Here is a 23419-nt window from a genome sequence, read left to right on the forward strand (position 1 = left end):
AATTAGTTTATAAATTTTATTGATGCATTCATGTACTGAGGGTTGTTTAATAACCGGCTCAATAAAAACACATGCCATTGTTGATTATGTTGATGGAAATGACCTTGGCAATAATCTTTCAATTTATTGTCCAGCTCATTATTTTGAGAGAAAAAACTCTTCTTATTAAAGTGTTGAATCCCCAAAACCTGATCGACGACCAACCCCACATAATGGTCTTGATGGCTAATACAAATCACTTTTTGCGTTGGAGAAAACTGACTTCGCTGCCCTGAAATAAAGTGTGTTAAATCAGAAACCGAAAGTAGTCGTCCACGAATATTGGCCAAACCTCGCACCCACGCCTGAGTGTTTGGTACTGGTGTGTATTTCGGAGGATAGATTACCTCCGAAATTTCCCCTAAAGGCGCAACAAAATATTGCCCTAACATCTCAAATGCGATACCAGACCAGCGGCTGACTTCATTTTGAGTTGAAGTGTATTGTTTATTGCCTCGCTTGGATAAACGAAGCAACTCGATAAATCCATTTGCTGCCATACCCTATCCCGTATTGAGTAATGAGAAGGCTCATCTTGAGCAAAAAATTAACTTAATAATTGTTTAATGACATCAATAAGTTGCTGTTCATCAATGGGCTTAGTCAAATAATCACAAGCCCCTTGACGCTTACCCCATACACGGTCTGTGGCCTGATCTTTGGTACTCACAATCACAACAGGAATATGCTGTGTGTCCTTACCTTTACTGATTTGACGCGTTGCCTGAAAGCCATTCATCCCTGGCATCACCACATCCATCAGCACCAAGTCAGGCAATTCTGCCTGCGCCATGGTCACCCCATCAGCGCCATTGGTTGCTTCAATAACGTCATAACCGTGCTTCGTTAAAATTTCTCTAAAGCGAAATGTTTCAGTAGGTGAATCATCTACAATAAGTATGCGAGCCATTTTTTCCTCAATCTTAAATTTTATGCGCTAACATGGTTGCGAATCGCGTTTAACAGCTCATCTTTACTGAATGGCTTGGTTAAATATTCATCCGACCCCACAACACGCCCTTTCGCCTGATCAAACAAACCGTCTTTGCTTGACAACATAATGACTGGAATATTTTGATAATTTAAAGAATTTTTAATTAATGCACAGGTTTGGTAACCGTCTAAACGAGGCATCATGATGTCGACAAAAACGATATCTGGATTAGCTTCTGCAATTTTTGATAATGCTTCAAAGCCATCAACCGCTGTAATTACTTCACAACCTTCACGTTGTAATAAAGTCTCAGCTGTACGACGAATCGTTTTTGAATCGTCAATCACCATGACCTTCAAATTTTGAAATTTATCTTCCATTTATTGTCCTGCCCCAATACTCAATACAAATTATGGTTGGTTTAATTTGTTTTATACAGATTAGTTGATATTTTTAACATATCTTTACTTGCATTATCAATGAAGTTTTTTGAACCAACCTATCAGTTTCGCTTAACAATCATAAACAGTTCACACTTTTGATTAAATTCCTAATTTTTTTGCTGAATAACTATTTTTAAATGTCTAAATTAGCACTAATATACAACTGATTATTATTTAAAAATAAGTGATTTAATTAACTTTTTTTCGGGGAATGTAATGACTGGTTCGTTAAAGTGCGGTTTCCGCATTGGTCACTTTACAACGATTACTCGTAGTTACATTTGTGGTTTTTTTCTATTGCTATTTGTCAGCCATTCTTGCCTTGCAGCTACTGAACAAGTTAAACCAGTTTGGTATCGTTATTATGACAAAAATGGCGTTGCCAATGTCAGTACCTCCGTCACCCCAGAACATATCCGACATGGCTATGAAGCACTTGATCGTAATATGCAGGTGATCAAACGCAATCGTGCTTATAATGCCGCTGCCGATGTTCAGCAATCGGCTCAACGTGAATCTCTCGCACGTCGTCGCGAACAAGATTTAAGACTCAAACGCGCCTATGGTAGTCCACAAATCGCAGCAGCAAAACGCGATCAAATCTTAGCAAATCTCAAAAAACAACTGAATTATCAGCAAGAACAATTACAGCAATTACAAAAGGACAAGATTGCTTTTAAACGCCAAGAGATGGAATATCATCGCAAAGGTGAAATGCTACCGACCCAACTTAAAAGCAATCTACAAAATAATGCTCAAAATATCGAAAACGTCAAAAAAACCGTTGAAAGCCTACGTAATGCCTATCATAAGACCGAAATAGAATATAGCGATATTATCAATCGCTTAAATGCACTCGGCTCGACCTAAACCCTAAATATACAACCACGCACTGACCATCTCGACATTAATCTTTAAACAATTCCAATACTTAAGCGCATGCCTGTACTTTATACTGCGCCAAATTGAATGATTCATGTCATAATGCCCATTGCTCAAAACTGAGCTGATTATTTTGCTCATTGATAGCACTTTTTAAATAACACTTAACTTTAGGACAGTTTCCATGCGCGCAAGCCGCTTTTTATTTGCAACGTTAAGAGAAACCCCAAATGATGCTGAAGTGATTTCACACCAGCTCATGCTACGTGCGGGGATGATTCGTAAACTCGCTTCTGGCTTATACTCTTGGTTGCCCATGGGAACGCGCGTTTTAAAGAAAGTGGATGCCATTGTCCGTGAAGAGATGAACCGTTCAGGCGCATTAGAAGTCTTTATGCCAGTGACTCAACCTGCTTCGCTTTGGGAAGAGTCGGGTCGTTTTGAACAATACGGCCCAGAACTATTACGCTTTAAAGATCGTCATGACAATCCATTTGTGCTCGGTCCAACTCACGAAGAAGTAATTACCGACTTGGCCCGTAATGAACTCAAAAGCTATAAACAGCTCCCTTTGAATTTCTATCAAATTCAAACCAAATTCCGTGACGAAATTCGTCCACGCTTTGGGGTAATGCGCTCGCGTGAATTCATCATGAAAGATGCATATTCATTCCATGCGGACCAAGCATCATTACAAGAAACCTATGATGTGATGTACGACACTTATAGCCGTATCTTCACTCGTCTAGGTTTGGACTTCCGTCCAGTACAAGCAGATACCGGTTCAATTGGTGGTTCAGCTTCACATGAGTTCCATGTACTTGCGTCAAGTGGTGAAGATGACATCGCTTTCTCAACAGAATCTGACTTTGCAGCCAATGTTGAAATGGCCGAAGCCCTGTTAGTGGGTGACCGTGCTGCTGCAACTCAAGCGTATACTCTAGTCGAAACACCGAATCAAAAAACCATTGCGGATGTGTGCCAATTCCTCAATGCTGATGCGAAACAGTCCGTTAAAGCATTATTGGTACAAGGGCCGACCGATGATAAAGGTCATACACCAGTTGTTGCCTTGTTCCTCCGTGGTGACCATGAACTTAATGACATTAAAGCTGAAAAGCATCCATTGATTGCTGCACCATTAGCCTTTGCGACTGAACAGCAATTGCAACAGCATGGTTTAACCGCTGGTTTCTGCGGCCCACAAGGTTTAGTGGAAAAAGGCTTAACCGTGATTGTGGATCGTGCTGCATCGGTCTTGTCTGACTTTGTTGCAGGTGCAAATGAAATCGACAAACATGCAACTGGGGTTAACTGGGATCGTGATGCCAAATTCACAGAAGTATTTGACCTGCGTAATGTGGTTGAAGGTGACCCATCTCCAGATGGTAAAGGCACAATCCTGATTAAACGTGGGATCGAAGTCGGTCATATCTTCCAGCTCGGCACCAAATACTCAGAAGCGTTAGGCTGTAAGGTTCTTGGCGAAGATGGTAAACCATTTACCGTCACCATGGGGTGTTACGGCATCGGTGTAACACGTGTGGTCGCTGCGGCGATCGAACAAAACTTCGATGAGAAAGGCATTATCTGGCCACAAACGATTGCTCCTTTTGAAATTGCGATTGTGCCAATGAATGCACATAAATCACCACGTACGCTTGAAGCAGCAGAAGCATTGTATGCTGAGCTACAAGCACAAGGTTATGATGTCCTGCTAGATGACCGTAACGAACGTCCAGGTGTGAAATTCTCTGATCTTGAATTAATGGGAATTCCACATCGTATCGTGATTGGTGAAAAAGGTTTGGATGCAGGTACGTTCGAGTACAAAGGTCGTCGTGATGCTGAATCAAGCAATCTCAATAAAGAAGAATTATTAGCAAAACTTGTTCGCTAATCTAAATTCTAAACATAAAAAAGCCGTTTCCATGAAACGGCTTTTTTATTCATTAAGCAGTCAGATCTTTAATGGTTTCTGATGGGCCATTATTTTTCACAGACTCAACCCCCTTATCACGAGACTGTTCGCTTGCATACAGTTGACTGCTTCCAATCACCTGATGATTGGCAGCCTTTAAATTAAAATAAGCTTTTTCATTTTTAGACGTCAATCGTTCATAACGACCATCATCTGGACTATTTTTTTGTACCGATGCAATCCCATTTAAGGCCGCTGCTTTGGTTTTATACAACTCACTATTCAATACGGGCTCGCCATTTCCGGCTTTTAACACAAAACGATATTGCCCATCACTTGCTTGACTGACTTCGAACCATCCTGCCATAAGGACCTCTATTTTTTGGAGTTAGTGTTGTTTGTTATCTCATCCAATATAGAACAGCTGTGAAAGTTTAAAAAGATTAAATTTTGTTCGCTTTTGGTAATTATCATCAAACATAAAAAAGGAGCATTTTCATGCTCCTAAATAGAAATCGTTTAAACTTTTTTCACGAACTCTGACTTTAGCTTCATCGCACCGACACCATCAATTTTACAATCAATATTATGACCGTCACTGGCATCTGGAACCAAGCGGATACTTTTCACTTTTGTTCCAACCTTCACCACAGAAGATGAACCTTTAATTTTTAGGTCTTTCACAACCGTTACGCTATCCCCATCGGCTAGCACATTTCCATTGGCATCTTTAATGATGTCCTGTAATTCTGAAGCCGCTACTTCCCCTTCCTTCCATTCATGTGAACATTCAGGACAAATCAATAAATCGCCATCTTGGTAAGTATATTCTGATTGGCATTGTGGGCAATGTGGAAAAGACATAAAAGAAACTCAAAACGGCTATTATGATGGATAGATGTAATTTTTCAAAATTTTAGGCTTGAATCTCAATGCCAAGTAAATAATTCTTCAAAACTAAAGCATGATTCAGTTGAGGATCTTTGGCTGCATAAATCAGCGTCAATTGCTGTTGCGCTGCCATTTCTCGGAGCTGCTGTACATAAGGATTCTCTTTAAGCTCTTGATAATAGCCTTGCTGAAAACTAAGCCAATGCTCAGCCTTGTGGCAAAAAGCCTGCCGCAATGCCGTTGAGGGGGCAATTTCCTTTAACCATAAGTCTAAGTGCGCACGCTCTTTGGAAACCCCTCTAGGCCATAAGCGATCAACCAAGATCCGCTTTCCATCAGATACGGCTACAGGATCATAAATACGTTTAATCTCGATTTGCATACTCACTCGCCTTCAACTTAGACTTAACTTTCCATTGCAATATCCATCACCTGCCCTTTTGTATCAAAGCTGACACAAATCACATAATTGGTAACCCCATCGGGCAAGGTAAAATCAAGCATATCATGTGGCGCTAAGCCCTCCTCCTCGCATTGATGTTCAAGAACCAAAAACGCTAATACCTGCAACGGCGTTGGGGTCGATGTCCCAAAATGTTTTTGCCAATATGCAGATTCAATCTCTTCAAGATGATGTTGAATAAATAACTCTACACTGTCTTCGGCCTGTTGATTTTCTAAAGCTTCCCGCATTGCAAGGCGTGCAAGCTGCTCACGGCGTTCAACAATTGCTTGTTCTGACATAGCATCCCCCGATGTCATCATCATAAACTATATTTTTAAGCTGATTTTTCTTTTCGATTACTGATCTGGAATCTCAGCCTGCACCAATAAGCCAAGCAGATACAGTGATTCCTGCCACCCTAAATAACACGCTTCGACAGGAATCACCTCTGGTATGCCTTCTTGAGTGATATGGATTTCGGTACCGACCAATACTGGTTTTAATTGAATCGTGACTTGAATGTCACCCGGTAAATTCGGATCGTCAAAGCGATCGGTATATCGCAAGCGTTCATTGGGAACCAGTTCAACATAGGTTCCACCAAAAGAATGCGAGCGTCCGGTTGAAAAATTGGTAAATGACATTTTATAGCTACCACCCTCTTGAGGATCAAGATGATGGACTTTTGCGGTGAATCCATGCGGTGGTAACCACTTTACCAAGGCATCAGGATCTAAAAAGGCTTTATAAACCCGAGCAGGTGGCGCATTCAATACGCGATGTAATTTTACGGTACCCGTCATTATTATTCTCCAATCTTAGGATTCTTGTGTTGGATCGATTTATCATAGCGATTTGGTGCACAAATGCTATGCCTTTAATCCCTCATTTGAGCACGAATATCGAGAATCTCAAGCTGCTTTTTTGTGAAAAATAGCGCAAAATAACAATCCATATTTTCGTGATTAGAATGCAGATTTAGGATTGATCTATGAGTCAGCTTGCTTTTACTGCTTTTAGCTTAAATGGTGTAGATGCACAAAAATTTTTACAAGGTCAGGTGACCGTGCATGTAGAGCGTATACCTGAAAATGAAAGTCGCTATACCGCTATTTGTGATTTAAAAGGACGTATTCATTTTGGTTTATGGATTAAACGACTTGGCCCAGAGAGCTTTGAACTTGTAACCACGCAAGACCAAGCTGAAGAATTTGCTAAGCACATTAAAAAGTTTGGTGCCTTCTCTAAAATGAAGTTAGAACAAATCGGTCCTGTCTTTCCAACGGTAAATGGCATTCAAACCGAATTTTCATCAGTAGAAAGTGATCTCAACACTTGGCAAATTCAGGCAATTCAGTCTGGACAAGCGTGGATTAGTCAAAGTACAGAGCATTTATTTCAACCACAAGAATTACGATTACATCAACGTGATGGCGTACATTTTGATAAAGGTTGTTATCTCGGTCAGGAAATCGTGGCGCGTCTTTGGTTTAAAGCAAAGCCGAAGCATTGGTTGCATTTAATTCAAGCCCAAGGTGATCTGCCTGCGCCAGCAACTCAACTCAGCAAAGATGTTGAGGTGGTGAATAGTGTTTCATTTGAAGAAGGCTATTTAGCACTGGTCATTGCAAAACCCGCTGCTTTAGAAGAGCTCGGTGTAACCGCTTTGGATCTACCAGATGCACTGAATGGTGATGTGGCTCGCCCGCAATCATAAAACCCTAGCAAAAGCCCTCTTAGGGCTTTTGCATTATGTGTAAAATTATTAAAATAAAATTTCCTTTCAAATTCAACATATACTGATTTAAAACAATTATGCCTATTCTTTTTTTTACGGGAAATTTCTGTGTATAAATTAAATTCACTTTATATTATGACAATTGCAATAATATTGAGCTCACAATCTATTTTTGCAAATACAGAACAAATTCACCAACGAATAAAAAGCCTTCCAAAAGAGCTCAAACCTGAATTTATAGATAAGACACCGATTCCCAATCTATATACTCTTTCAAATATTAGAGGTTCTATATTGATTGATGCTTCAGGCCGATATTTAATTGATGGGGATATGATTGATCTTGAGAATATGCAAAACATAGCAGACTATAATTATCAAAAACATTATGCAATCAACCCAAAGCAACTCCCTACAGCCAATGCATTAAAAGAAGTAAAAGGGAATGGTAAAAGAGTTTTATATGTTTTTGCAGATCCCGACTGCCCTGCATGTCAGGCATTACAAGGGATTCTTGAGGATATTGATAACACAACAATTTACACTTTCCCAATGGGATTAGCACATTTACACCCCACGGCCATTGAAACCTCCAAGAATATTTTGTGCTCAAAAGATCCTGTCAAAGCTTGGAAGGCATATTTATTAGATGGGGATAAACCAAATAAAAGAGCAAATTCGTGTCATCAACCCATCGATCAAAATATGGCAATAACCAAAAAATATCGAATTAATCTAACACCGACAATATTTAATTCACAAGGACATCGAGTTGTTGGGGTACCCGAACTTGAAGGCTTAGAAAATTTTATTAATACTGTCGATCATGAATGAGATACTTGTTTGAATACCCTGTTTATTTGTAGTCGTAATCAATGGCGTAGCCCAACAGCTGAGCGCATTTTCGCTCAAGGCTATGGTCTACATACCCGATCAGCGGGGAACCAGTCGTCACGCCAAACACACCCTCTCGTTAAAGGATATTGCTTGGGCGGAACAAATCTTTGTAATGGAGTCTCGACACAAGCAACAGATCAAAGAACAGTTTTCTAAACAACTCATACATAAACGAGTGTTTGTGCTCGATATTCCAGATGACTATCGCTATATGGACCCGGAGCTGATTGAATTACTTCAATTGGCGATGCAACCATATTTAAAATAAAGTTTGGGCTAAATTCTTGTCGAAAGCACAAATCAACGTTATTGTTCCTTTATTCTCAACACAACCGATTCCTCATGAAAATAACGATCAAAACATGGTTATCTGCACTCAGCTTGAGTCTGCTCAGCTTACAAAGCCTACATGCCGATAGCAAAACACTGGAAAGAAACTTCAAACAGAATTATCCAGATATTCCAGTCAAATCAGTTAGTCCTTCACCTTTACCTGGTATTTATGAAGTCTATGCTGCTGGCAAAATCATCTATACAGATGAAACAGCCAAATATCTGTTTTTCGGTAACCTTCTCGATGTCAAAAACAAGAAAAATTTGACCGAAGAGCGCTTAGCTGAATTTGGCAAAATTGATGTCAAACAACTACCGCTCGATCAAGCAATCAAATATGTAAAAGGTAAGGGAGAACGTATCCTTTACGTCTTTAGCGATCCTGACTGCCCCTATTGCCAAAAACTTGAACAGAACATGACCTCTATCGATAATGTCACGGTTTATCTGTTCTTGTTCCCACTAAAAAGTTTACATCCACAAGCTGAAGCTGTTGCCAATCAAATTTGGTGTTCAAAAAACCAGTATGAAGCTTGGGAGGATTATATGCTGCATCGTAAAGCACCAAAAAAAGCAGTACAGTGTGAAACCCCAATACAAAAGAATCTTGCCTTAGGTCAAAAACTACAAATTGATGGTACCCCGACCCTATTCCTGCAAAATGGGATGCGCCTCTCTGGTAGCCCACAAAATGCGGAACAGATTGAGCAGCTTTTACAGGAAGCCAGCAGTAACAAATAATACGCAATGATGGAGGCTTGTTGACTTTTTTGCCACAAAGGGTCACAAGCTTTCATTCAAAAAATTAAACATAAATTATTGATTTAATTTTATTTATTTAATTTACAGACTTAATTCCCCTTCTTCCATTTCACTACGATTTATACAAAATCCTTATTTACATTTTCGCCCAAACTTTTATGATGAAGGCAGCATATTGAGTTCTGCTATGCAAAGGATGAAAGCAGATCAACATGAAAGGAAAATAAACATGAAAAAATTGCTCATCGCGAGTTTAATTACGATTGCAAGCCATACAACATTTGCAGCAGACACTAAAGCAACAACCGTCAAGGCCGATCCGTTATTCACCAAAGCGACTCAACTTTACGAAGCAAAAGACTACCCTGCAGCCTTTCAGGAAATGCAACGTTTGGCCGATACTGGAAATAAACAAGCGATCTTTAATTTAGGTTATATGACTCAAGCTGGGCAAGGGACAGCGAAAGATGAGAAGAAAGCATTGCAGTATTATCAAGATGCATCAAACAAAGGCTATGGCCCTGCAACCTTTGCACTCGCTCAGGCCTACCATAAAGGCACACTTGGGCTAGGTAAAAATCCACAAAAATACAAAGAATATTTAGAGAAAGCCTCAATTCAAGGCTCTGATGAAGCGACCGTTGAGTTTGCTGATATTCTTTTTAGGCAAGGTAAGCCTGAATATGATCAACTTGCTATTCAGAAATTATTGCCTTTATTGAGAAAAGATTATTATCCTGCTAAAAATCTAAAAGCGGTGTATGACCTTGGCATTGGTGTAAAGAATAAAAATCCATTCATGCAGCAACAAGCGGTTGAAAGTTTAAAAGAGCTTGCCAAGAAAGACTATGCACCGTCACTGATGATTCTAGGTAATATGCTCGCCAACGGGAATATTATCGATCAAGATTTAGAACAGGCAAAAAATATTTTTACTCGTTTAGCAGCAGCAAATTACCCCAATGCGAAAGAGTCTTTGGCCAAAGTTGAAGAAGTAATTGCTGCGAAAAAAGCAGCACCCAAAAAGTAAAAAATAAAGAGCAGCATACACATGCTGCTCTTTTCACTTAGAATTGTTTGCTTACTTTAATTCCAGCACTCCAATTACGCCCATCCGCTGGTTCAAAGAAACGGCTATTGCTATCATTGACAATCACAGAGCCTGCATAGTTCTTATCAAATAAATTATCAATACGCGCAAAGCCATTAACCCCCCAATCTGCATATTTCCATGCATATCCTGTATAAATTGAAGCAACGGTATAGCTTGGCGCTGTATCACTATTCACGTCGTCTACATAAACCTTGTCCATATACTGCGCATCTGCACCCGCATAGAAGCCCTGCTCTGGTTTCCACGCTAAACCAAGAGAAGCTTGGTTCTTCGCAATACCGGGGATTGCGTTGCCCTTTTCAACAGCCTTAACCGTACCGATAGCTGGAATTGCAGCATCAAACTTAGCATCTAAATACCCGTAACTACTGCTAATCTCAAGATCTTTCCAAAGCTTTTTATTCCATGCTAACTCAAGCCCTTGACGAAGTGTTTTATCGGCATTCCGAAAGGTCGCACGTCCATTTGAAGTGCCTGCTGAAACAATATCATCTTTGGTTTTGCTCTGAAAAACAGCCAAAGTAAAATCACCGAGCAGGTTTTGTGATTTTACGCCGAGTTCATAGTTATCACTGCTAGATGGTTTTAGATTAAAGTTAAATCCAGCTTTATCCTTATCCGCCTGATAAGCCATTTCAGTAAACGTTGGGGTTTCAAAGCCTTTGGCGTAGCTCGCATAAGCCAATAACGCAGGTGTAATTTGCCAGCTTAAAGCAGCCGACGGTAACACCTTGTTATAATCGGTTTTATCACTATCATTGCCATTGCTTAAATAGTGATCCTTAGATTTATAATGCACATTGCTATAACGTACACCTGTGTCTAAACGCCAAGCTGGTAAAAACTGCCAAGAGGCTTGTAAATAGGGATCAACATTCCATAAAGTATTGTCTTCATCGCGACGCAATGTGCCTTTCACCCCATAAGTTGGCTTAGCGTTAACGAGATTAAAATTCTCATAGCCTTTGCGGTCTTCATCCATGCTATCAACAGCAAGCCCTGCGCTGAAGGTTGTATTCGGTAACAGCTCTTTCCCTGTCCAACGGAAATCAGCACCATAATAATTCCGTTCAAAATCGATCACCCCACCCGCATGATTTGGATTGGCTTGAGCTGTTTGAGGAATCGATTGATATTGAGTCACTTGACGATTGCCGAAATAAGCCATGGCATACAGCTCATGCTGATCATTAATCGGTTTAGACCACGTCACACCCGTTTGCGTTTGCTCAATATCTTTACGGACATTATAAGTATTATTCGCATCATTGACTTGACGTGGATTCTGCTGCCATTGAGCTCTATTTAACCCTTGTGGATCATTGGCATGAATCTTGACATAGTTGGTGACCCAGTTGATTTTAGTGCCATCATCCAAGTTCCACGTCAGTTTGGCATTATTTAAGACTTTTTCTGCACTGCTATGGTCACGATAGCCATCGGTATCAAAATAAGATGAACTAATGATATAGCTCGGTTCATTTTGATTTTTTGCACCGCCCTGTAGTACTACTCCTGCACGATTCTTGTTATGGCTGCCACCCGCATAACTCATTTCAATCGAATCTTTGCCCTGACCTTCTTTGGTCGTTGCCAAAATCGCACCACCTGATGAGTTTCCATATAGTGATGAAAATGGACCAGTTAATACTTCAAGATGACTGAGGCTACTTAAATCAATATTCGAGGTTTGGCCCTGTCCATCTGGCATCGTTGCTGGAATACCATCGGTATATAAACGGATCCCGCGCACACCAAAGGTAGAACGCGCACCAAAACCACGCATCGAGAGCTGCAAATCTTGAGCGTAATTTTCACGATTGCGTAATTGAACACTTGGAATCCCTTTCACCACTTCGGTTAAGTTCACCTGCGCAGATTGATCATTTTGAGGCATATCCACTCTAAAGATCGATGCAGGTGTTTGCATATAAGGGGTATTGGTTCGTGTTGCTTCAACTTTAATGGTTGGAAGCTGCACCGCTTGATCTGCATCGGATTCAACTGCCCAGACAGCGCTACTACTCGCCCCCATACACATTGCGACGCAACCATATAAAAGGTTTATTTTCAGTGAAGGCATGAAGGTTCCTTATTTCTCAAAATTTCAAAAGGATGATTTTTAAAAGTAAGCATCTGATTATTTTATATTTGTCTTACATCATTCACTTTAGCCAAAACCATCAATCTGGTTACTGATTGGCATTGGTAAATAAAATTAAATACCGTCATAATTGTAAGTGAAACATTTGCCCTCATTGTATTGTTGTTGAAACAACTTGAGCTTTCTATGCCCGAACTTCCTGAAGTTGAAACCACCAAAACCAGCTTGCTACCGCTATTAGAACAACGTGTTCAAGCCGTCAAAGTATTCAATGCCAGTTTACGTTGGCCAATTCCAAACGATCTCGACAAACTAGTCGGACAGCGTTTGACTCAACTTAAACGTCGCTCTAAATATATTTTAGCTGAGTTTGAACAAGATCATATGCTCTGGCATTTGGGTATGTCAGGCAGCTTTCGTTTGTGTGAACCCAATGAAGCACTCAGAAAGCATGATCATCTGGTGATTGATTTTGAAGATTTGCAACTCCGCTATCACGACCCACGTCGCTTTGGCTGCATTTTGTGGTTAGACCAACACAATCAAAGCAAACTAATCGACACACTTGGCCCTGAGCCATTAAGCGAAGATTTTAATGCAACTTATCTCCGTGAAAAGCTGAGTAAAAAGAATGTAGGCATTAAAATTGCTTTAATGGATAACCATGTGGTGGTTGGCGTCGGCAATATCTATGCAACAGAAAGTTTATTCAACATCGGGGTTCACCCAGCACAACCAGCTTCAACCTTAAGCAAAGGACAAGTCGACAAACTCGTTATCGAAGTTAAACGCATCTTAAAGCAGGCAATTGATTTAGGTGGCTCGACCTTGCGCGACTATAGCAATGCCATGGGCGAAAATGGTTACTTTCAACAAACGCTTTTGGCCTATGGTCGTGCAGGCGAAATGTGCGTGAATTGTGAAACGACTTTGGAAAATCTGAAATTAGGCCAACGTGCCAGTGTATTCTGCCCGCAATGCCAACCACTGAAGTTAAAAAAAGCGTAAGCTTATTAAGATGTACGGAGGAGAACATATCATGCAAACTGCGATTGTTCGACATATTTTAGTCAAAGACAAAGATCTGGCTGAACAGCTAAAAAAGCGCATTCAGTCTGGTGCTGATTTTGGCAAGGTCGCCAAGCAATACTCAACCTGTAACTCAGCAAAACGGGGGGGAGAATTGGGCGAGGTGAAAAAAGGTCAACTGGTGCCCGTCATCGATAAACTGGTTTTTAGCGCCGCAGAACGCATTTTACATGGCCCAATTAAAAGCCAATTTGGTTTTCATTTGGTTGAAGTCAAATTCCGTATGGGCAGTTTAAGATAATTGATCTCGTTGAGCTTAAATTTAGATTTAAGCTCAACTGTACGGTTATACGAATTTAATCTTGGGGTTTCATCACATAGGTCCATGCCAAGGTTGTGCCGCCATCTGACAGTTGAACCAGAACCTCTACCCGTTGATATTGCATCCCTTCAAAATCATCCAACATCTGCCAATTCTGTTCTAATTTTTCGGTACTAAACAAATATCCCTCAACCAAAGGATCTGCTTCATTCAACACGATTGCAGGTAAACCTTGATCTGGTCCCCAATCCAGAATATGAATGGTGCCATGCACCGACGCCTGCCGCCAATCACCGCCGATTTCCCCCAAAATATAGGCATTTTCTCGATTTGGGCACAGTGTGCCATATACAAATAATCGATTCATGTTGCTTGATCCCCTTCGCAATATGCACAGCATCTTAAAATGAAAGTAGCAATTTTTCTATGAAAAATAACGATTTTCACATCATTACCCTGAAATGATCTATTCCAATAGGCAATAAAAAAACGGCATCTCAAATGCCGTTTTTTTATTCAAGCTGAATTAACCTTGTTTTTTCAATTCATCACGAATTTCACGTAACAATTGAACATCTTCTGGTGTTGCTTCAGGCTCAGGTGCAGCCTCTTCTTGTTTGCGGATACGGTTCATCACTTTCACCAACAAGAATACCACCCATGCCAATAACAAGAAGTTAATCAGAATGGTTAAGAAGCTACCATAAGCAAATACATTCAGTCCTGCATCTTGTGCCGCTTTCAGGGTTGTCACATTATTTGGGTTATCGCCAAGGATAAGGAACCAGTTGGTGTAATCCACATCACCACCCAAGATCCATGAAATCACCGGCATCACGATATCTTTCACTAATGAATCAATGATTTTACCAAAAGCGCCACCAATGATGACACCAATCGCTAAATCCATCATATTGCCTTTGATGGCAAATTCTTTAAATTCTTTAATAATACTCATCTATAACTCTCCAGAGTTGAACTTGATCGCAACCTGTTTTTGCATTGTTTATTACACAGGCGCAGTTATCCACATAATGTTGATAATTTAATATTTTTATCAAAAAAAGAAAGTTATTTCACACTTTAACAACACTTTTTATTTTCATAAAAATATGTGTTTAAGCATGTTCCTCCCCTCTGATTTATGCAATAAAAAACCGCTAAATAAATTTAGCGGTTTTGTCATTTTTCAGTGAAGAAAAATTATTTATCGCGGTTACGTTTACGTTCGTTTTCAGTTAAGTAACGCTTACGGATACGAATCGATTTTGGTGTTACTTCAACCAACTCATCATCTTGAATGAATTCAAGCGCTTGTTCAAGCGTGTATTCCATTGCAGGTGTTAAAGTTAAAGCTTCATCAGTACCTGACGCACGAACGTTGGTTAACTGCTTCGCTTTGGTTGGGTTTACAACCATATCGTCAGAACGTGAGTTAATACCAATGATCATCCCTTCATACACTTCTAACTGTGGCTTCGCGAATAAACGACCACGGTCTTGAAGTGTGAACAGTGCATAGCCCAAGCAAGTCCCTTGAACCATAGAAATCAACACACCATTTTGACGTTTCGCAACAGTACCCGCTTTTGCTGGACCGTAATGCGAGAAGCTTGATGTCATGATCCCTGTACCAGAAGTCATGGTTAGGAATTCAGAACGGAAACCAATCAAGCCACGTGAAGGTACAGTTGCTTCAATACGGATACGGCCTTTACCGTCAACTTCCATATTGGTCATTTCGCCTTTACGGAAGCCCATTTGTTCCATTACAGAACCTTGATGCTGCTCTTCAACGTCAAACGTTACATTTTCGTATGGCTCTTGTTTTTCACCATCGATTTCTTTCATGATTACTTGTGGACGTGATACGCCCATTTCGAAGCCTTCACGACGCATGTTTTCAATCAATACTGAAAGGTGAAGTTCACCACGGCCTGAAACCTTGAAACGGTCTGGACTGTCAGTATCTTCAACACGGAGTGCTACGTTGTGAATCAATTCACGGTCAAGACGCTCACGAATGTTACGTGAAGTTACGAACTTACCTTCTTTACCCGCAAACGGTGAGTTATTGACTTGGAATGTCATCGAAACTGTTGGTTCATCTACAGACAATGCTGGTAATGCTTCTACATTTTTCGGATCACAAATCGTATCAGAAATGTTTAATGCATCAATACCAGTAATACAGATGATGTCACCAGCTGAAGCTGATTCAACATCAACACGCTCTAAACCGTGGTAACCCATGATTTTTAAGATACGGCCGTTACGTGTATTGCCATCTTTATCGATAACAGTAACTGGTGTATTTAATTTTACAGAACCACGTTGGATACGGCCCACACCGATAACACCAACGAAACTGTTATAGTCAAGTGATGAAATCTGCATTTGGAAAGGACCATCAACATCAACTGCTGGTGGTTCAACGATATCTACAATCGTTTGGAACAACGGTGTCATGTCTTCCGCTAATTCTTCTGGTGAAGGACCAGCAACACCACGTAAGCCTGAAGCATAAACGATTGGGAAGTCTAACTGTTCGTCAGAACCACCAAGGTTATCAAACAAATCGAATACTTGATCGATTACCCAATCTGGACGCGCGCTTGGCTTGTCAACTTTGTTGATAATCACGATTGGCTTCAAACCACGCGCGAACGCTTTTTGCGTTACGAAGCGAGTTTGTGGCATTGGACCTTCTTGTGAATCTACAAGAAGCAATACACAGTCAACCATCGACATTACACGTTCCACTTCACCACCGAAGTCGGCGTGTCCCGGGGTGTCCACAATGTTGATGCGGTATTCGGTGTTTGTACGTGCGTCTAACCATTTGATTGCAGTGTTTTTTGCAAGAATGGTAATACCACGTTCAGACTCAAGCGCGTTAGAATCCATAACACGTTCAATCTCGCCTGCGCGATCACCAAGAGCACCTGATTGTTGTAAAAGTTTGTCGACTAGAGTCGTCTTACCATGATCGACGTGCGCAATAATGGCAATGTTACGGAGAGTTTTAATATCTGACATGTAAAATTCGATACGCTTTAAATTTGAGGGCAAATTATACAGAAAAATACTAAACTTTAGTAGTGACAGTTTATTGACAGTGCACTTTTTTTCTGACGAAGTGTTATAGAATCGTTGGTAAAGCGAGCTAACTCTATTAGAATATTCCACTAATGCCTCTCGCTTTTTATACTCCCATGTCGAATTCACAACCTCAGCAGCAGCTTGATCTGGTCTACGGACTCAATGATCGACCGAAACCTTTTGTTGCATTTTTAGCCGCCTTACAGCATCTTTTGGCGATTTTAGTCCCAATTGTCACCCCTGGATTACTGATTTGTTTGGCACTTGGCGTCTCCCGCGAAGACACCAATATGATCCTTTCGATGTCTTTAATCATTTCAGGCATTGCAACCTTTTTACAGTGTAAAAAGGTAGGTCCATTTGGTGCGGGACTGCTCATTGTCCAAGGTACAAGTTTTAACTTTATTGGTCCAATCATTGGTATCGGGAGCGCAATGGTTGCTGCGGGTACACCCGTTGAGCAGGTGATGGCTGCCATCTTTGGTGTGGTGATTGCGGGTTCATTTATTGAAATGGGCGTTTCTCGAATTTTACCATGGGTAAAAAAGCTGATTACGCCGTTAGTCACAGGTATTGTGGTGCTGTTGATTGGTCTTACTTTGATTAAAGAAGGTCTGATTAGTATGGGCGGTGGTTATACCGCAATGCAGGACAACACCTTTGCCAATGCAGATAACCTGATCATGTCATGTACCGTATTGGGTATTATTATTCTGCTCAATCGTATCAAAATTATTTGGGTCAAAAGTTCAGCAATCTTAATTGCCTTGGTGATTGGTTATATTCTTGCTGGTTTTATGGGCCATTTAAACTTTTCAGTACTCAGTGATGCTCCCTTGATTCAAATTCCAACACCAATGCATTTTGGACTCAGCTTCTCATGGAGTCTGTTCATCCCGATGGCATTTATCTATCTGGTCACTTCACTCGAAGCAATTGGTGACGTTACAGCAACCAGTAAAATTTCAAATCAGCCAGTCGATGGCCCAATCTGGATGCAACGGATCAAAGGTGGTGTGTTGGTCAATGGCGCCAACTCATTTTTAGCAGGTATCTTTAATACCTTCCCAAGTTCTGTATTTGCACAAAACAATGGTGTGATTCAATTGACTGGTGTGGCAAGTCGATATGTTGGGATTTGGATTGCCGTGCTATTGGTGATTTTAGGTTTATTCCCTGCTGTAGCTGCCGTGATTCAGGCCGTACCACAAGCGGTACTTGGTGGTGCTGTCATGGTCATGTTTGGCGCAGTCGCTGCTTCTGGTATTAATATTCTTTCCAGTATTCACCTCGACCGTCGTGCTTTGTTGATTATTGCGATTTCACTTGCATTAGGTCTAGGTGTTGCACAAGTACCTCAAATCCTCGAGCATCTACCTGAACTATTTAAAAATATTTTTAGTTCTGGTGTTGCAACAGGCGGTATCGCTGCACTAATTTTAAATATTGTTTTACCTGAAACACATAAATAATCATCCAACCATCACAAGTGCCCAGTTTCACGACTGGGCTTTGTTTTTGATGAGAGATCAAAATGGATCCACGTAGTGAAGTTGTCATCAGACAACAAGATTATTTAAGCGGGCAAGTTTTACTGATTAATGCCCCAAATGATCAACTCGCCAAAACTTTACCCAATAAAGTCCAAGCCTCAGTATGGACTTGGAATTATGCTGATCATCAAGGTTTTATCAGCTCTGGAATTCGCTCTCATTTTTCCGTGGAATTCCCACAAGCACAGTTTGATCAGGTTGTTATTTTCGTCCCCAAGTCGAAAGAATTACTAAATTATATTCTGCACGTTGTCGTTAGCCATTTAAAACTTGATCACAATATTTTTCTGGTTGGTGAAAAAAAAGGGGGCGTTGAGCGGGCAGCAAAACAATTATTGCAATATGGCAAAACACTAAAACTTGACAGTGCACGTCACTGCCAACTTTGGCAAATGAAGATCGAACGAACAGAGCAGTTAAAACCACTTGAACACTGGTTAAAAACTTATACAGTTCAAATAGATCAAGAACAGTTAAATATCTGTGCCTTGCCTGGTGTATTTAGTCAAGATCATTTAGATGTCGGTACAGCCGTATTAGTCCCTTACCTTAGTCAAGTAAAATCAGGTAAGATTGCCGACTTTGGTTGTGGCGCTGGAATTATTAGTGCCTATTTGGCCAAACTAGATTCGAATCGGCAAATTTTTGCACTTGATGTTGATGCATTTGCATTACGGTCTACTGAGCTGACCTTTCAACGAAATGGTCTGAATTTAACTCAGTTAAATCTCCAAGCTGTCACTGGTTTTGTAGATGCACCGAATGATTTAGATGCGATCGTCAGCAATCCGCCTTTTCATCAGGGAATTCATACCAATTACGATGCGAGTGAGGAACTTTGCCAACGTGCGAAAAAACATCTGAAAAATTCAGGTGAATTATGGATCGTGGCAAATCGTTTTCTAAACTACCCTCCTCTGATTGAACAGAGTTTTGGTGAATGTCAGGTGAAAGCCGATCAACAAGGATTCAAGGTGTTATATGCCTGTGCAAACAGGGGCAGCTGATACTTTATCTATGGTTGCGGCAGAGAATATTTTTTAGGCGGTATAAGGCATGGTTGATGAAATTTAGTGATTCTAAATGAGTCAGCCATAACGCTATAGCGGCAAAAAATATTCCTGCCCCGAAGGGTTATGGTTGAAATTTCCTCACTCTTCGTTATGAAACTTAGCAATAGAGTCGCTATTACTTTCGTTTCATGCCTTGATTAATGAAATTTCAGCTTATAACGCAACCCAGATATAAAGTGTCAACAGACCCTTATACAGTTTAAGGAATTTTTATGAGCGATACATCTGCTCCTCAACACCTTCAGCGCAAGCTCGGGGCTCGACACCTGAACATGATTGCCATTGGTGGATCGATCGGCACAGGCTTATTCCTTGCTTCAGGTTCAACCATTGCCACTGCGGGTCCAGGTGGTGCGTTATTGGCCTATGCCCTCATCGGGATCATGATTTACTTCTTGATGACCAGCTTAGGTGAACTCGCAACGCATAATCCAACATCAGGTGCGTTCTTTACCTATGGTAGCCGCTATGTCGAAGATGGCTTTGGTTTCGCCTTAGGTTGGAATTATTGGTATAACTGGGCCATTACCGTTGCTTTCGAATTGGTTGCCGTCCAGTTCATCATGAAATTTTGGTTCCCTGATATTCCAGGTTTCTACTGGAGTGCGATCTTCCTTGCCATTATTTTTGGGATTAATGCCTTAACGGTGAAAGGTTTTGGTGAAAGTGAGTTCTTATTCTCTTTGATTAAAGTCATTGCCATTATCGTATTTATCGTGATTGGTATCTGGATGATTGCTAAAATCATGATGACACCAAATGTCTCGGTATTTCAGCACTGGACTTACAAGGAAGCTCCTTTTGTCGGTGGTTTGCAAGCCTTAATCGGGGTTGCCATGATTGCTGGATTCTCATTCCAAGGGACTGAGATGGTGGGGGTTGCCGCAGGTGAATCAAAAGACCCTAAAAAGACCATTCCATTGGCGATTAAACAAATTTTCTGGCGTATTTTACTGTTTTATATCCTATGTATTTTCATCATTGGTACCTTGGTCAGCTATGACGATCCTCTACTGTTAAAAGCAGCTCAGAGCGAAGATATTGCACTCTCTCCATTTACGCTTTTATATGAAAAAGCAGGCTTTGCCTTTGCAGCAAGCTTAATGAATGCGGTAATTCTCAGTGCAATCTTATCTGCGGGTAACTCGGGAATGTACTCCTCTACCCGTATGTTATTTGATATGGCCAAAGAAGGTCGTGCGCCGAAATGGTTCTCCAAACTCGATGGCCGTGGCGTACCAATGAATGCACTCTATGCAACCACTGCAGTTGCGGCATTGTGCTTCTTAACCACCTTTATTGGCGAGAAACAAGTTTTTAACTGGTTACTCAACATGTCAGGAATGTGTGGTTTCATTGTATGGTTAGGTATTGCGATTTCACATTATCGTTTCCGTAAGGGCTATATTGCGCAAGGCTATAAAGTTGAAGATCTGGCATATCGCGCCAAGTTCTTCCCATTTGCCCCATGGTTTGCATTTATTCTTTGTTCAATCATTATCTTAGGTCAAAACTATCAAGCGTTACTTGGTGGTAAAATAGACTGGCTAGGTCTAGTTTCAACCTATATCAGCATTCCATTATTTTTGGCGATCTGGTTGGGTTATAAGTGGAAACACAAGACCAAACTGATTGCTTACAAAGACATGAATGTCAAAGAAGGCGAATAAAAAAACCGCTTTTTACTTGACCCAAATGAAAATATGAGTAAAATCTCGCTCATATTTTCAACGGCACCACTGATAGGAGGATGACAACATGCCATTACAACTAGGAACTACACCATAAGATTTGGCACTGTCGACTCACGGACAAGTGTACAAATCAATTGATCACTTGTCCGAATGCTCTATTTAACCTAGCATTCGCTAGGTTTTTTTATGCCTATTCGGACCAACAATTAAAATACCCGAGACAAGAAAATGGGCATACAAAAAATACTCAATGCAGATGCGCAATATGGTGTTCCAGTGAAAATTTTCACAACCGATATTGACAGCGAAAGTATTGAACAACTGAAAAAAATGGCACAACTGCAATTTGTTTATTCACATATTGCGGTGATGCCTGATGTACATGTCGGCAAAGGTGCGACCGTAGGCAGCGTCATTCCTACCAAAAATGCCATCATCCCCGCAGCTGTCGGTGTTGATATTGGTTGTGGGATGAATGCGATTCGACTCAACCTCAAGGCCTCACAGCTTCCAGACAACCTCGCACCGCTACGTCATGCCATTGAACGTAAGGTTCCTGTGGGCTTTGAACTGCATAAACAAGTAAAAGCAAAAGCTTCTAGCATTATTCCTCTGGAGAAACGCTTACAACCGATCATCAAAAAACATCCAGGTTTGGTTCGGATGCTCAGAAAGTTCGATGCCACTTGGCAAAAACAACTCGGTACCTTAGGCGGTGGCAATCATTTCATCGAACTGTGTCTGGATGAAAATCAGGACGTCTGGGTCATGCTGCATTCTGGTAGCCGCGGTTTAGGCAATGTCATTGGAACCTACTTCATTGAATTGGCAAAGAAAGAAGCACAACATCGTTTTGGTCATGTGCCAGATAAAGATTTGAGTTACTTTGCAGAAGGTTCAAATAGTTTTGACGATTATGTTGAAGCCGTGGAATGGGCACAAGAATATGCCTTTGAAAATCGACGTGAAATGATGCGTCTGATTTTAGAAGCAATCCGCCCACTGCTACCACCGTTTCAAATGACCAAAGAAGCAATTAACTGCCACCACAATTACGTCAGTCAAGAAACTCACTTTGGTGAGAATCTCTTAATTACACGTAAAGGTGCAATTCGAGCAGGTCAAGATGAATTAGGCATTATCCCTGGCTCAATGGGAGCACGCTCCTATATTGTAAAAGGCAAAGCCAATCCTGAGTCCTTCTGTTCATGCTCACATGGCGCAGGACGTAAAATGAGTCGCAGCAAAGCCAAACTACTGTTTAGTCAGGATGATTTGATTCAGCAAACCCAAGGGATTGAATGTCGAAAAGACAGTGCTGTGATTGATGAAATTCCAGCTGCTTATAAAGATATTGATCAAGTCATGGCAAACCAATCTGATTTGATCGAAATCGTACATACCCTCAAACAGATTTTATGTATCAAAGGATAATCAAATGAAACTCAAAGAAATGCCAAAAATTAAAGTCCGTAACCCTGTAGCGCTTTCGCCTTTATTACATAAAGGTGGAATTCATGAAACAGAGAAACCTCGAGCACAGCATCGACGTGAAAGACAAAATACCAAGCAGCAGCTTAAAAAAGAAATATGGTAAATAATTAATAGTGATTAAAATATTTTAAACCTATTCAATAAAAGGAGAATCCCAATGTTTTATGACTTAGATCCATCATATAAAAAAAGCGACTCTGACGAGTCGCTTTTTTTCAGTTCATAAACTCAAATTATTGAGCTTGTTGACCTGGTTGTACAAGAACAGTACGACTACCAGTAATCGCAGCGAATACGCGACGGTTCATAGCACGACCTTCTTTAGTTTTGTTGTCAGCAATCGGTTGATCCCAAGCGAAACCTTGAGTTGTCAAACGAGTTGCGTTTACGTTGTATTCATTTACAAGTGCAGATTTAACAGAGTTAGCACGAGCTAAAGATAAACGTTCGTTCAACTTACGTGGACCAGTGTTATCTGTGTGACCTTCAATACGAGCTGTCGCATTCGGGAACTCAGCTAACTTCTCAGCAACCTTAGCAATTTCAGACTTGTATTGTGGTTTGATAACAGACTTGTTCGTATCGAAGAATACGCGAAGTTCCATGTTAAGATCTTCAGTTAACTCTTGTGGTTGTGGAGCAACTGGAG

General features: G+C 40.7%; 26 protein-coding genes and 1 pseudogene. 14 read left to right on the plus strand and 13 right to left on the minus strand.

From position 1 onward, the window contains the following. Positions 1-2: 2 nt before the first annotated feature. Genes NG55_RS16055 through pilG form a run of 3 tightly spaced genes read right to left on the minus strand, consistent with a single transcriptional unit; the run spans position 3 to position 1353 of the window. A complete protein-coding gene (locus NG55_RS16055; protein ID WP_016541461.1) occupies positions 3-539 on the minus strand; it encodes a chemotaxis protein CheW in 537 nt (178 codons plus the stop codon). 47 nt (positions 540-586) lie between these two features. Further along, positions 587-949: a response regulator gene (locus tag NG55_RS16060; RefSeq protein WP_004652355.1), complete on the minus strand. Its 363-nt coding sequence runs from the start codon at positions 947-949 to the stop codon at positions 587-589. Positions 950-969: 20 nt separating this feature from the next. After that, complete coding sequence (gene pilG, locus NG55_RS16065; RefSeq protein WP_004652356.1) at positions 970-1353, minus strand: twitching motility response regulator PilG; 384 nt, start codon at positions 1351-1353, stop codon at positions 970-972. Between the two features lie 279 nt (positions 1354-1632). Between pilG and NG55_RS16070 the strand changes: the two genes are divergently transcribed. Next, positions 1633-2286: a hypothetical protein gene (locus NG55_RS16070; RefSeq protein ID WP_065343795.1), complete on the plus strand. Its 654-nt coding sequence runs from the start codon at positions 1633-1635 to the stop codon at positions 2284-2286. A 196-nt stretch (positions 2287-2482) separates the two neighbouring features. Beyond that, the gene (locus NG55_RS16075) at positions 2483-4198 is read left to right on the plus strand and encodes a proline--tRNA ligase (RefSeq protein WP_065343796.1); all 1716 of its coding nucleotides are present in this window, start codon (positions 2483-2485) and stop codon (positions 4196-4198) included. 52 nt (positions 4199-4250) lie between these two features. On the opposite strand, the gene NG55_RS16080 is transcribed toward NG55_RS16075, so the two are convergent. The 5 genes from NG55_RS16080 to NG55_RS16100 all read right to left on the minus strand — a co-directional run bounded on the left by NG55_RS16080 (position 4251) and on the right by NG55_RS16100 (position 6364). Beyond that, the gene (locus NG55_RS16080) at positions 4251-4586 is read right to left on the minus strand and encodes a YegP family protein (RefSeq protein ID WP_065343797.1); all 336 of its coding nucleotides are present in this window, start codon (positions 4584-4586) and stop codon (positions 4251-4253) included. Positions 4587-4738: 152 nt separating this feature from the next. Beyond that, positions 4739-5083 carry a zinc ribbon domain-containing protein YjdM gene (locus NG55_RS16085; protein ID WP_016541465.1) on the minus strand — a complete coding sequence of 115 codons (345 nt, stop codon included), beginning with the start codon at positions 5081-5083 and terminating at the stop codon, positions 4739-4741. Positions 5084-5135: 52 nt separating this feature from the next. Next, a complete protein-coding gene (locus NG55_RS16090) occupies positions 5136-5492 on the minus strand; it encodes a DUF488 domain-containing protein (RefSeq protein WP_016541466.1) in 357 nt (118 codons plus the stop codon). Positions 5493-5515: 23 nt separating this feature from the next. Further along, positions 5516-5878 carry a DUF2004 domain-containing protein gene (locus NG55_RS16095; protein ID WP_045544739.1) on the minus strand — a complete coding sequence of 121 codons (363 nt, stop codon included), beginning with the start codon at positions 5876-5878 and terminating at the stop codon, positions 5516-5518. 33 nt (positions 5879-5911) lie between these two features. Then, positions 5912-6364, minus strand: a complete 453-nt coding sequence (locus tag NG55_RS16100; RefSeq protein ID WP_171068334.1) for an SRPBCC family protein — start codon at positions 6362-6364, stop codon at positions 5912-5914. Positions 6365-6546: 182 nt separating this feature from the next. Between NG55_RS16100 and ygfZ the strand changes: the two genes are divergently transcribed. The 5 genes and pseudogenes from ygfZ (at position 6547) to NG55_RS16125 (ending at position 10315) form a co-directional block, all read left to right on the plus strand. Then, entirely contained in the window at positions 6547-7272 is a 726-nt protein-coding gene (ygfZ, locus tag NG55_RS16105; protein ID WP_016541469.1) for a CAF17-like 4Fe-4S cluster assembly/insertion protein YgfZ, read from the plus strand. 129 nt (positions 7273-7401) lie between these two features. Further along, entirely contained in the window at positions 7402-8127 is a 726-nt protein-coding gene (locus NG55_RS16110; protein ID WP_065343798.1) for a DsbC family protein, read from the plus strand. A 9-nt stretch (positions 8128-8136) separates the two neighbouring features. Continuing rightward, positions 8137-8458: pseudogene (locus NG55_RS16115) on the plus strand (low molecular weight protein tyrosine phosphatase family protein). 74 nt (positions 8459-8532) lie between these two features. Next, positions 8533-9264: a DsbC family protein gene (locus NG55_RS16120; protein ID WP_023271401.1), complete on the plus strand. Its 732-nt coding sequence runs from the start codon at positions 8533-8535 to the stop codon at positions 9262-9264. Positions 9265-9514: 250 nt separating this feature from the next. After that, positions 9515-10315 (plus strand): tetratricopeptide repeat protein, encoded by an 801-nt coding sequence (locus NG55_RS16125; RefSeq protein WP_016660719.1) that lies wholly within the window; start codon positions 9515-9517, stop codon positions 10313-10315. Between the two features lie 37 nt (positions 10316-10352). On the opposite strand, the gene NG55_RS16130 is transcribed toward NG55_RS16125, so the two are convergent. Beyond that, positions 10353-12482 carry a TonB-dependent receptor gene (locus NG55_RS16130; RefSeq protein WP_065343799.1) on the minus strand — a complete coding sequence of 710 codons (2130 nt, stop codon included), beginning with the start codon at positions 12480-12482 and terminating at the stop codon, positions 10353-10355. Positions 12483-12689: 207 nt separating this feature from the next. Between NG55_RS16130 and mutM the strand changes: the two genes are divergently transcribed. Continuing rightward, positions 12690-13511: a bifunctional DNA-formamidopyrimidine glycosylase/DNA-(apurinic or apyrimidinic site) lyase gene (mutM, locus tag NG55_RS16135; protein ID WP_065343800.1), complete on the plus strand. Its 822-nt coding sequence runs from the start codon at positions 12690-12692 to the stop codon at positions 13509-13511. A 10-nt stretch (positions 13512-13521) separates the two neighbouring features. After that, positions 13522-13833 (plus strand): peptidylprolyl isomerase, encoded by a 312-nt coding sequence (locus tag NG55_RS16140; RefSeq protein ID WP_081401633.1) that lies wholly within the window; start codon positions 13522-13524, stop codon positions 13831-13833. A gap of 55 nt (positions 13834-13888) precedes the next feature. On the opposite strand, the gene NG55_RS16145 is transcribed toward NG55_RS16140, so the two are convergent. From NG55_RS16145 to typA, 3 genes are all read right to left on the minus strand, one after another. After that, positions 13889-14221: a gamma-glutamylcyclotransferase family protein gene (locus tag NG55_RS16145; protein ID WP_065343801.1), complete on the minus strand. Its 333-nt coding sequence runs from the start codon at positions 14219-14221 to the stop codon at positions 13889-13891. A 159-nt stretch (positions 14222-14380) separates the two neighbouring features. Beyond that, positions 14381-14812 (minus strand): large conductance mechanosensitive channel protein MscL, encoded by a 432-nt coding sequence (gene mscL, locus NG55_RS16150; RefSeq protein WP_004652374.1) that lies wholly within the window; start codon positions 14810-14812, stop codon positions 14381-14383. A gap of 245 nt (positions 14813-15057) precedes the next feature. Continuing rightward, positions 15058-16893 (minus strand): translational GTPase TypA, encoded by a 1836-nt coding sequence (gene typA / locus NG55_RS16155; protein WP_016541477.1) that lies wholly within the window; start codon positions 16891-16893, stop codon positions 15058-15060. A 176-nt stretch (positions 16894-17069) separates the two neighbouring features. On the opposite strand from typA, the gene NG55_RS16160 reads away from it, so the two are divergent. From NG55_RS16160 to NG55_RS21050, 5 genes are all read left to right on the plus strand, one after another. Continuing rightward, positions 17070-18428 (plus strand): uracil-xanthine permease family protein, encoded by a 1359-nt coding sequence (locus NG55_RS16160; protein WP_016541478.1) that lies wholly within the window; start codon positions 17070-17072, stop codon positions 18426-18428. Between the two features lie 62 nt (positions 18429-18490). Beyond that, positions 18491-19516, plus strand: a complete 1026-nt coding sequence (locus tag NG55_RS16165) for a class I SAM-dependent methyltransferase (RefSeq protein WP_065343802.1) — start codon at positions 18491-18493, stop codon at positions 19514-19516. A gap of 278 nt (positions 19517-19794) precedes the next feature. Then, on the plus strand, positions 19795-21252 hold the full coding sequence (locus tag NG55_RS16170; protein WP_016541480.1) for an amino acid permease: 1458 nt from the start codon (positions 19795-19797) through the stop codon (positions 21250-21252). Positions 21253-21504: 252 nt separating this feature from the next. Then, complete coding sequence (locus NG55_RS16175) at positions 21505-22710, plus strand: RtcB family protein (protein ID WP_016541481.1); 1206 nt, start codon at positions 21505-21507, stop codon at positions 22708-22710. 4 nt (positions 22711-22714) lie between these two features. Then, the gene (locus NG55_RS21050) at positions 22715-22873 is read left to right on the plus strand and encodes a hypothetical protein (RefSeq protein WP_016541482.1); all 159 of its coding nucleotides are present in this window, start codon (positions 22715-22717) and stop codon (positions 22871-22873) included. 130 nt (positions 22874-23003) lie between these two features. Here NG55_RS21050 and NG55_RS16180 read toward each other — a convergent pair. After that, positions 23004-23419 (minus strand): OmpA family protein (locus tag NG55_RS16180; protein WP_141669907.1); only part of this gene is annotated, 416 nt, incomplete at its 5' end.

Source organism: Acinetobacter gyllenbergii (assembly GCF_001682515.1).
Lineage (GTDB): Bacteria > Pseudomonadota > Gammaproteobacteria > Pseudomonadales > Moraxellaceae > Acinetobacter > Acinetobacter gyllenbergii.

What these genes read in the sequence shown, in the direction of transcription:
- NG55_RS16095 (WP_045544739.1), bottom strand. Translation starts at nt 5,878, where the DNA reads ATGATGATGACATCGGGGGATGCTATGTCAGAACAAGCAATTGTTGAA.
- typA (WP_016541477.1), bottom strand. Translation starts at nt 16,893, where the DNA reads ATGTCAGATATTAAAACTCTCCGTAACATTGCCATTATTGCGCACGTC.
- NG55_RS16125 (WP_016660719.1), top strand. Translation starts at nt 9,515, where the DNA reads ATGAAAAAATTGCTCATCGCGAGTTTAATTACGATTGCAAGCCATACA.
- NG55_RS16090 (WP_016541466.1), bottom strand. Translation starts at nt 5,492, where the DNA reads ATGCAAATCGAGATTAAACGTATTTATGATCCTGTAGCCGTATCTGAT.
- NG55_RS16055 (WP_016541461.1), bottom strand. Translation starts at nt 539, where the DNA reads ATGGCAGCAAATGGATTTATCGAGTTGCTTCGTTTATCCAAGCGAGGC.
- NG55_RS16175 (WP_016541481.1), top strand. Translation starts at nt 21,505, where the DNA reads ATGGGCATACAAAAAATACTCAATGCAGATGCGCAATATGGTGTTCCA.
- NG55_RS16070 (WP_065343795.1), top strand. Translation starts at nt 1,633, where the DNA reads ATGACTGGTTCGTTAAAGTGCGGTTTCCGCATTGGTCACTTTACAACG.
- NG55_RS16075 (WP_065343796.1), top strand. Translation starts at nt 2,483, where the DNA reads ATGCGCGCAAGCCGCTTTTTATTTGCAACGTTAAGAGAAACCCCAAAT.
- NG55_RS16085 (WP_016541465.1), bottom strand. Translation starts at nt 5,083, where the DNA reads ATGTCTTTTCCACATTGCCCACAATGCCAATCAGAATATACTTACCAA.
- mutM (WP_065343800.1), top strand. Translation starts at nt 12,690, where the DNA reads ATGCCCGAACTTCCTGAAGTTGAAACCACCAAAACCAGCTTGCTACCG.
- NG55_RS16160 (WP_016541478.1), top strand. Translation starts at nt 17,070, where the DNA reads ATGTCGAATTCACAACCTCAGCAGCAGCTTGATCTGGTCTACGGACTC.
- pilG (WP_004652356.1), bottom strand. Translation starts at nt 1,353, where the DNA reads ATGGAAGATAAATTTCAAAATTTGAAGGTCATGGTGATTGACGATTCA.
- NG55_RS16060 (WP_004652355.1), bottom strand. Translation starts at nt 949, where the DNA reads ATGGCTCGCATACTTATTGTAGATGATTCACCTACTGAAACATTTCGC.
- NG55_RS16170 (WP_016541480.1), top strand. Translation starts at nt 19,795, where the DNA reads ATGAGCGATACATCTGCTCCTCAACACCTTCAGCGCAAGCTCGGGGCT.
- NG55_RS16120 (WP_023271401.1), top strand. Translation starts at nt 8,533, where the DNA reads ATGAAAATAACGATCAAAACATGGTTATCTGCACTCAGCTTGAGTCTG.
- NG55_RS16080 (WP_065343797.1), bottom strand. Translation starts at nt 4,586, where the DNA reads ATGGCAGGATGGTTCGAAGTCAGTCAAGCAAGTGATGGGCAATATCGT.
- NG55_RS16165 (WP_065343802.1), top strand. Translation starts at nt 18,491, where the DNA reads ATGGATCCACGTAGTGAAGTTGTCATCAGACAACAAGATTATTTAAGC.
- ygfZ (WP_016541469.1), top strand. Translation starts at nt 6,547, where the DNA reads ATGAGTCAGCTTGCTTTTACTGCTTTTAGCTTAAATGGTGTAGATGCA.
- NG55_RS16145 (WP_065343801.1), bottom strand. Translation starts at nt 14,221, where the DNA reads ATGAATCGATTATTTGTATATGGCACACTGTGCCCAAATCGAGAAAAT.
- NG55_RS21050 (WP_016541482.1), top strand. Translation starts at nt 22,715, where the DNA reads ATGAAACTCAAAGAAATGCCAAAAATTAAAGTCCGTAACCCTGTAGCG.
- NG55_RS16130 (WP_065343799.1), bottom strand. Translation starts at nt 12,482, where the DNA reads ATGCCTTCACTGAAAATAAACCTTTTATATGGTTGCGTCGCAATGTGT.
- NG55_RS16140 (WP_081401633.1), top strand. Translation starts at nt 13,522, where the DNA reads ATGTACGGAGGAGAACATATCATGCAAACTGCGATTGTTCGACATATT.
- mscL (WP_004652374.1), bottom strand. Translation starts at nt 14,812, where the DNA reads ATGAGTATTATTAAAGAATTTAAAGAATTTGCCATCAAAGGCAATATG.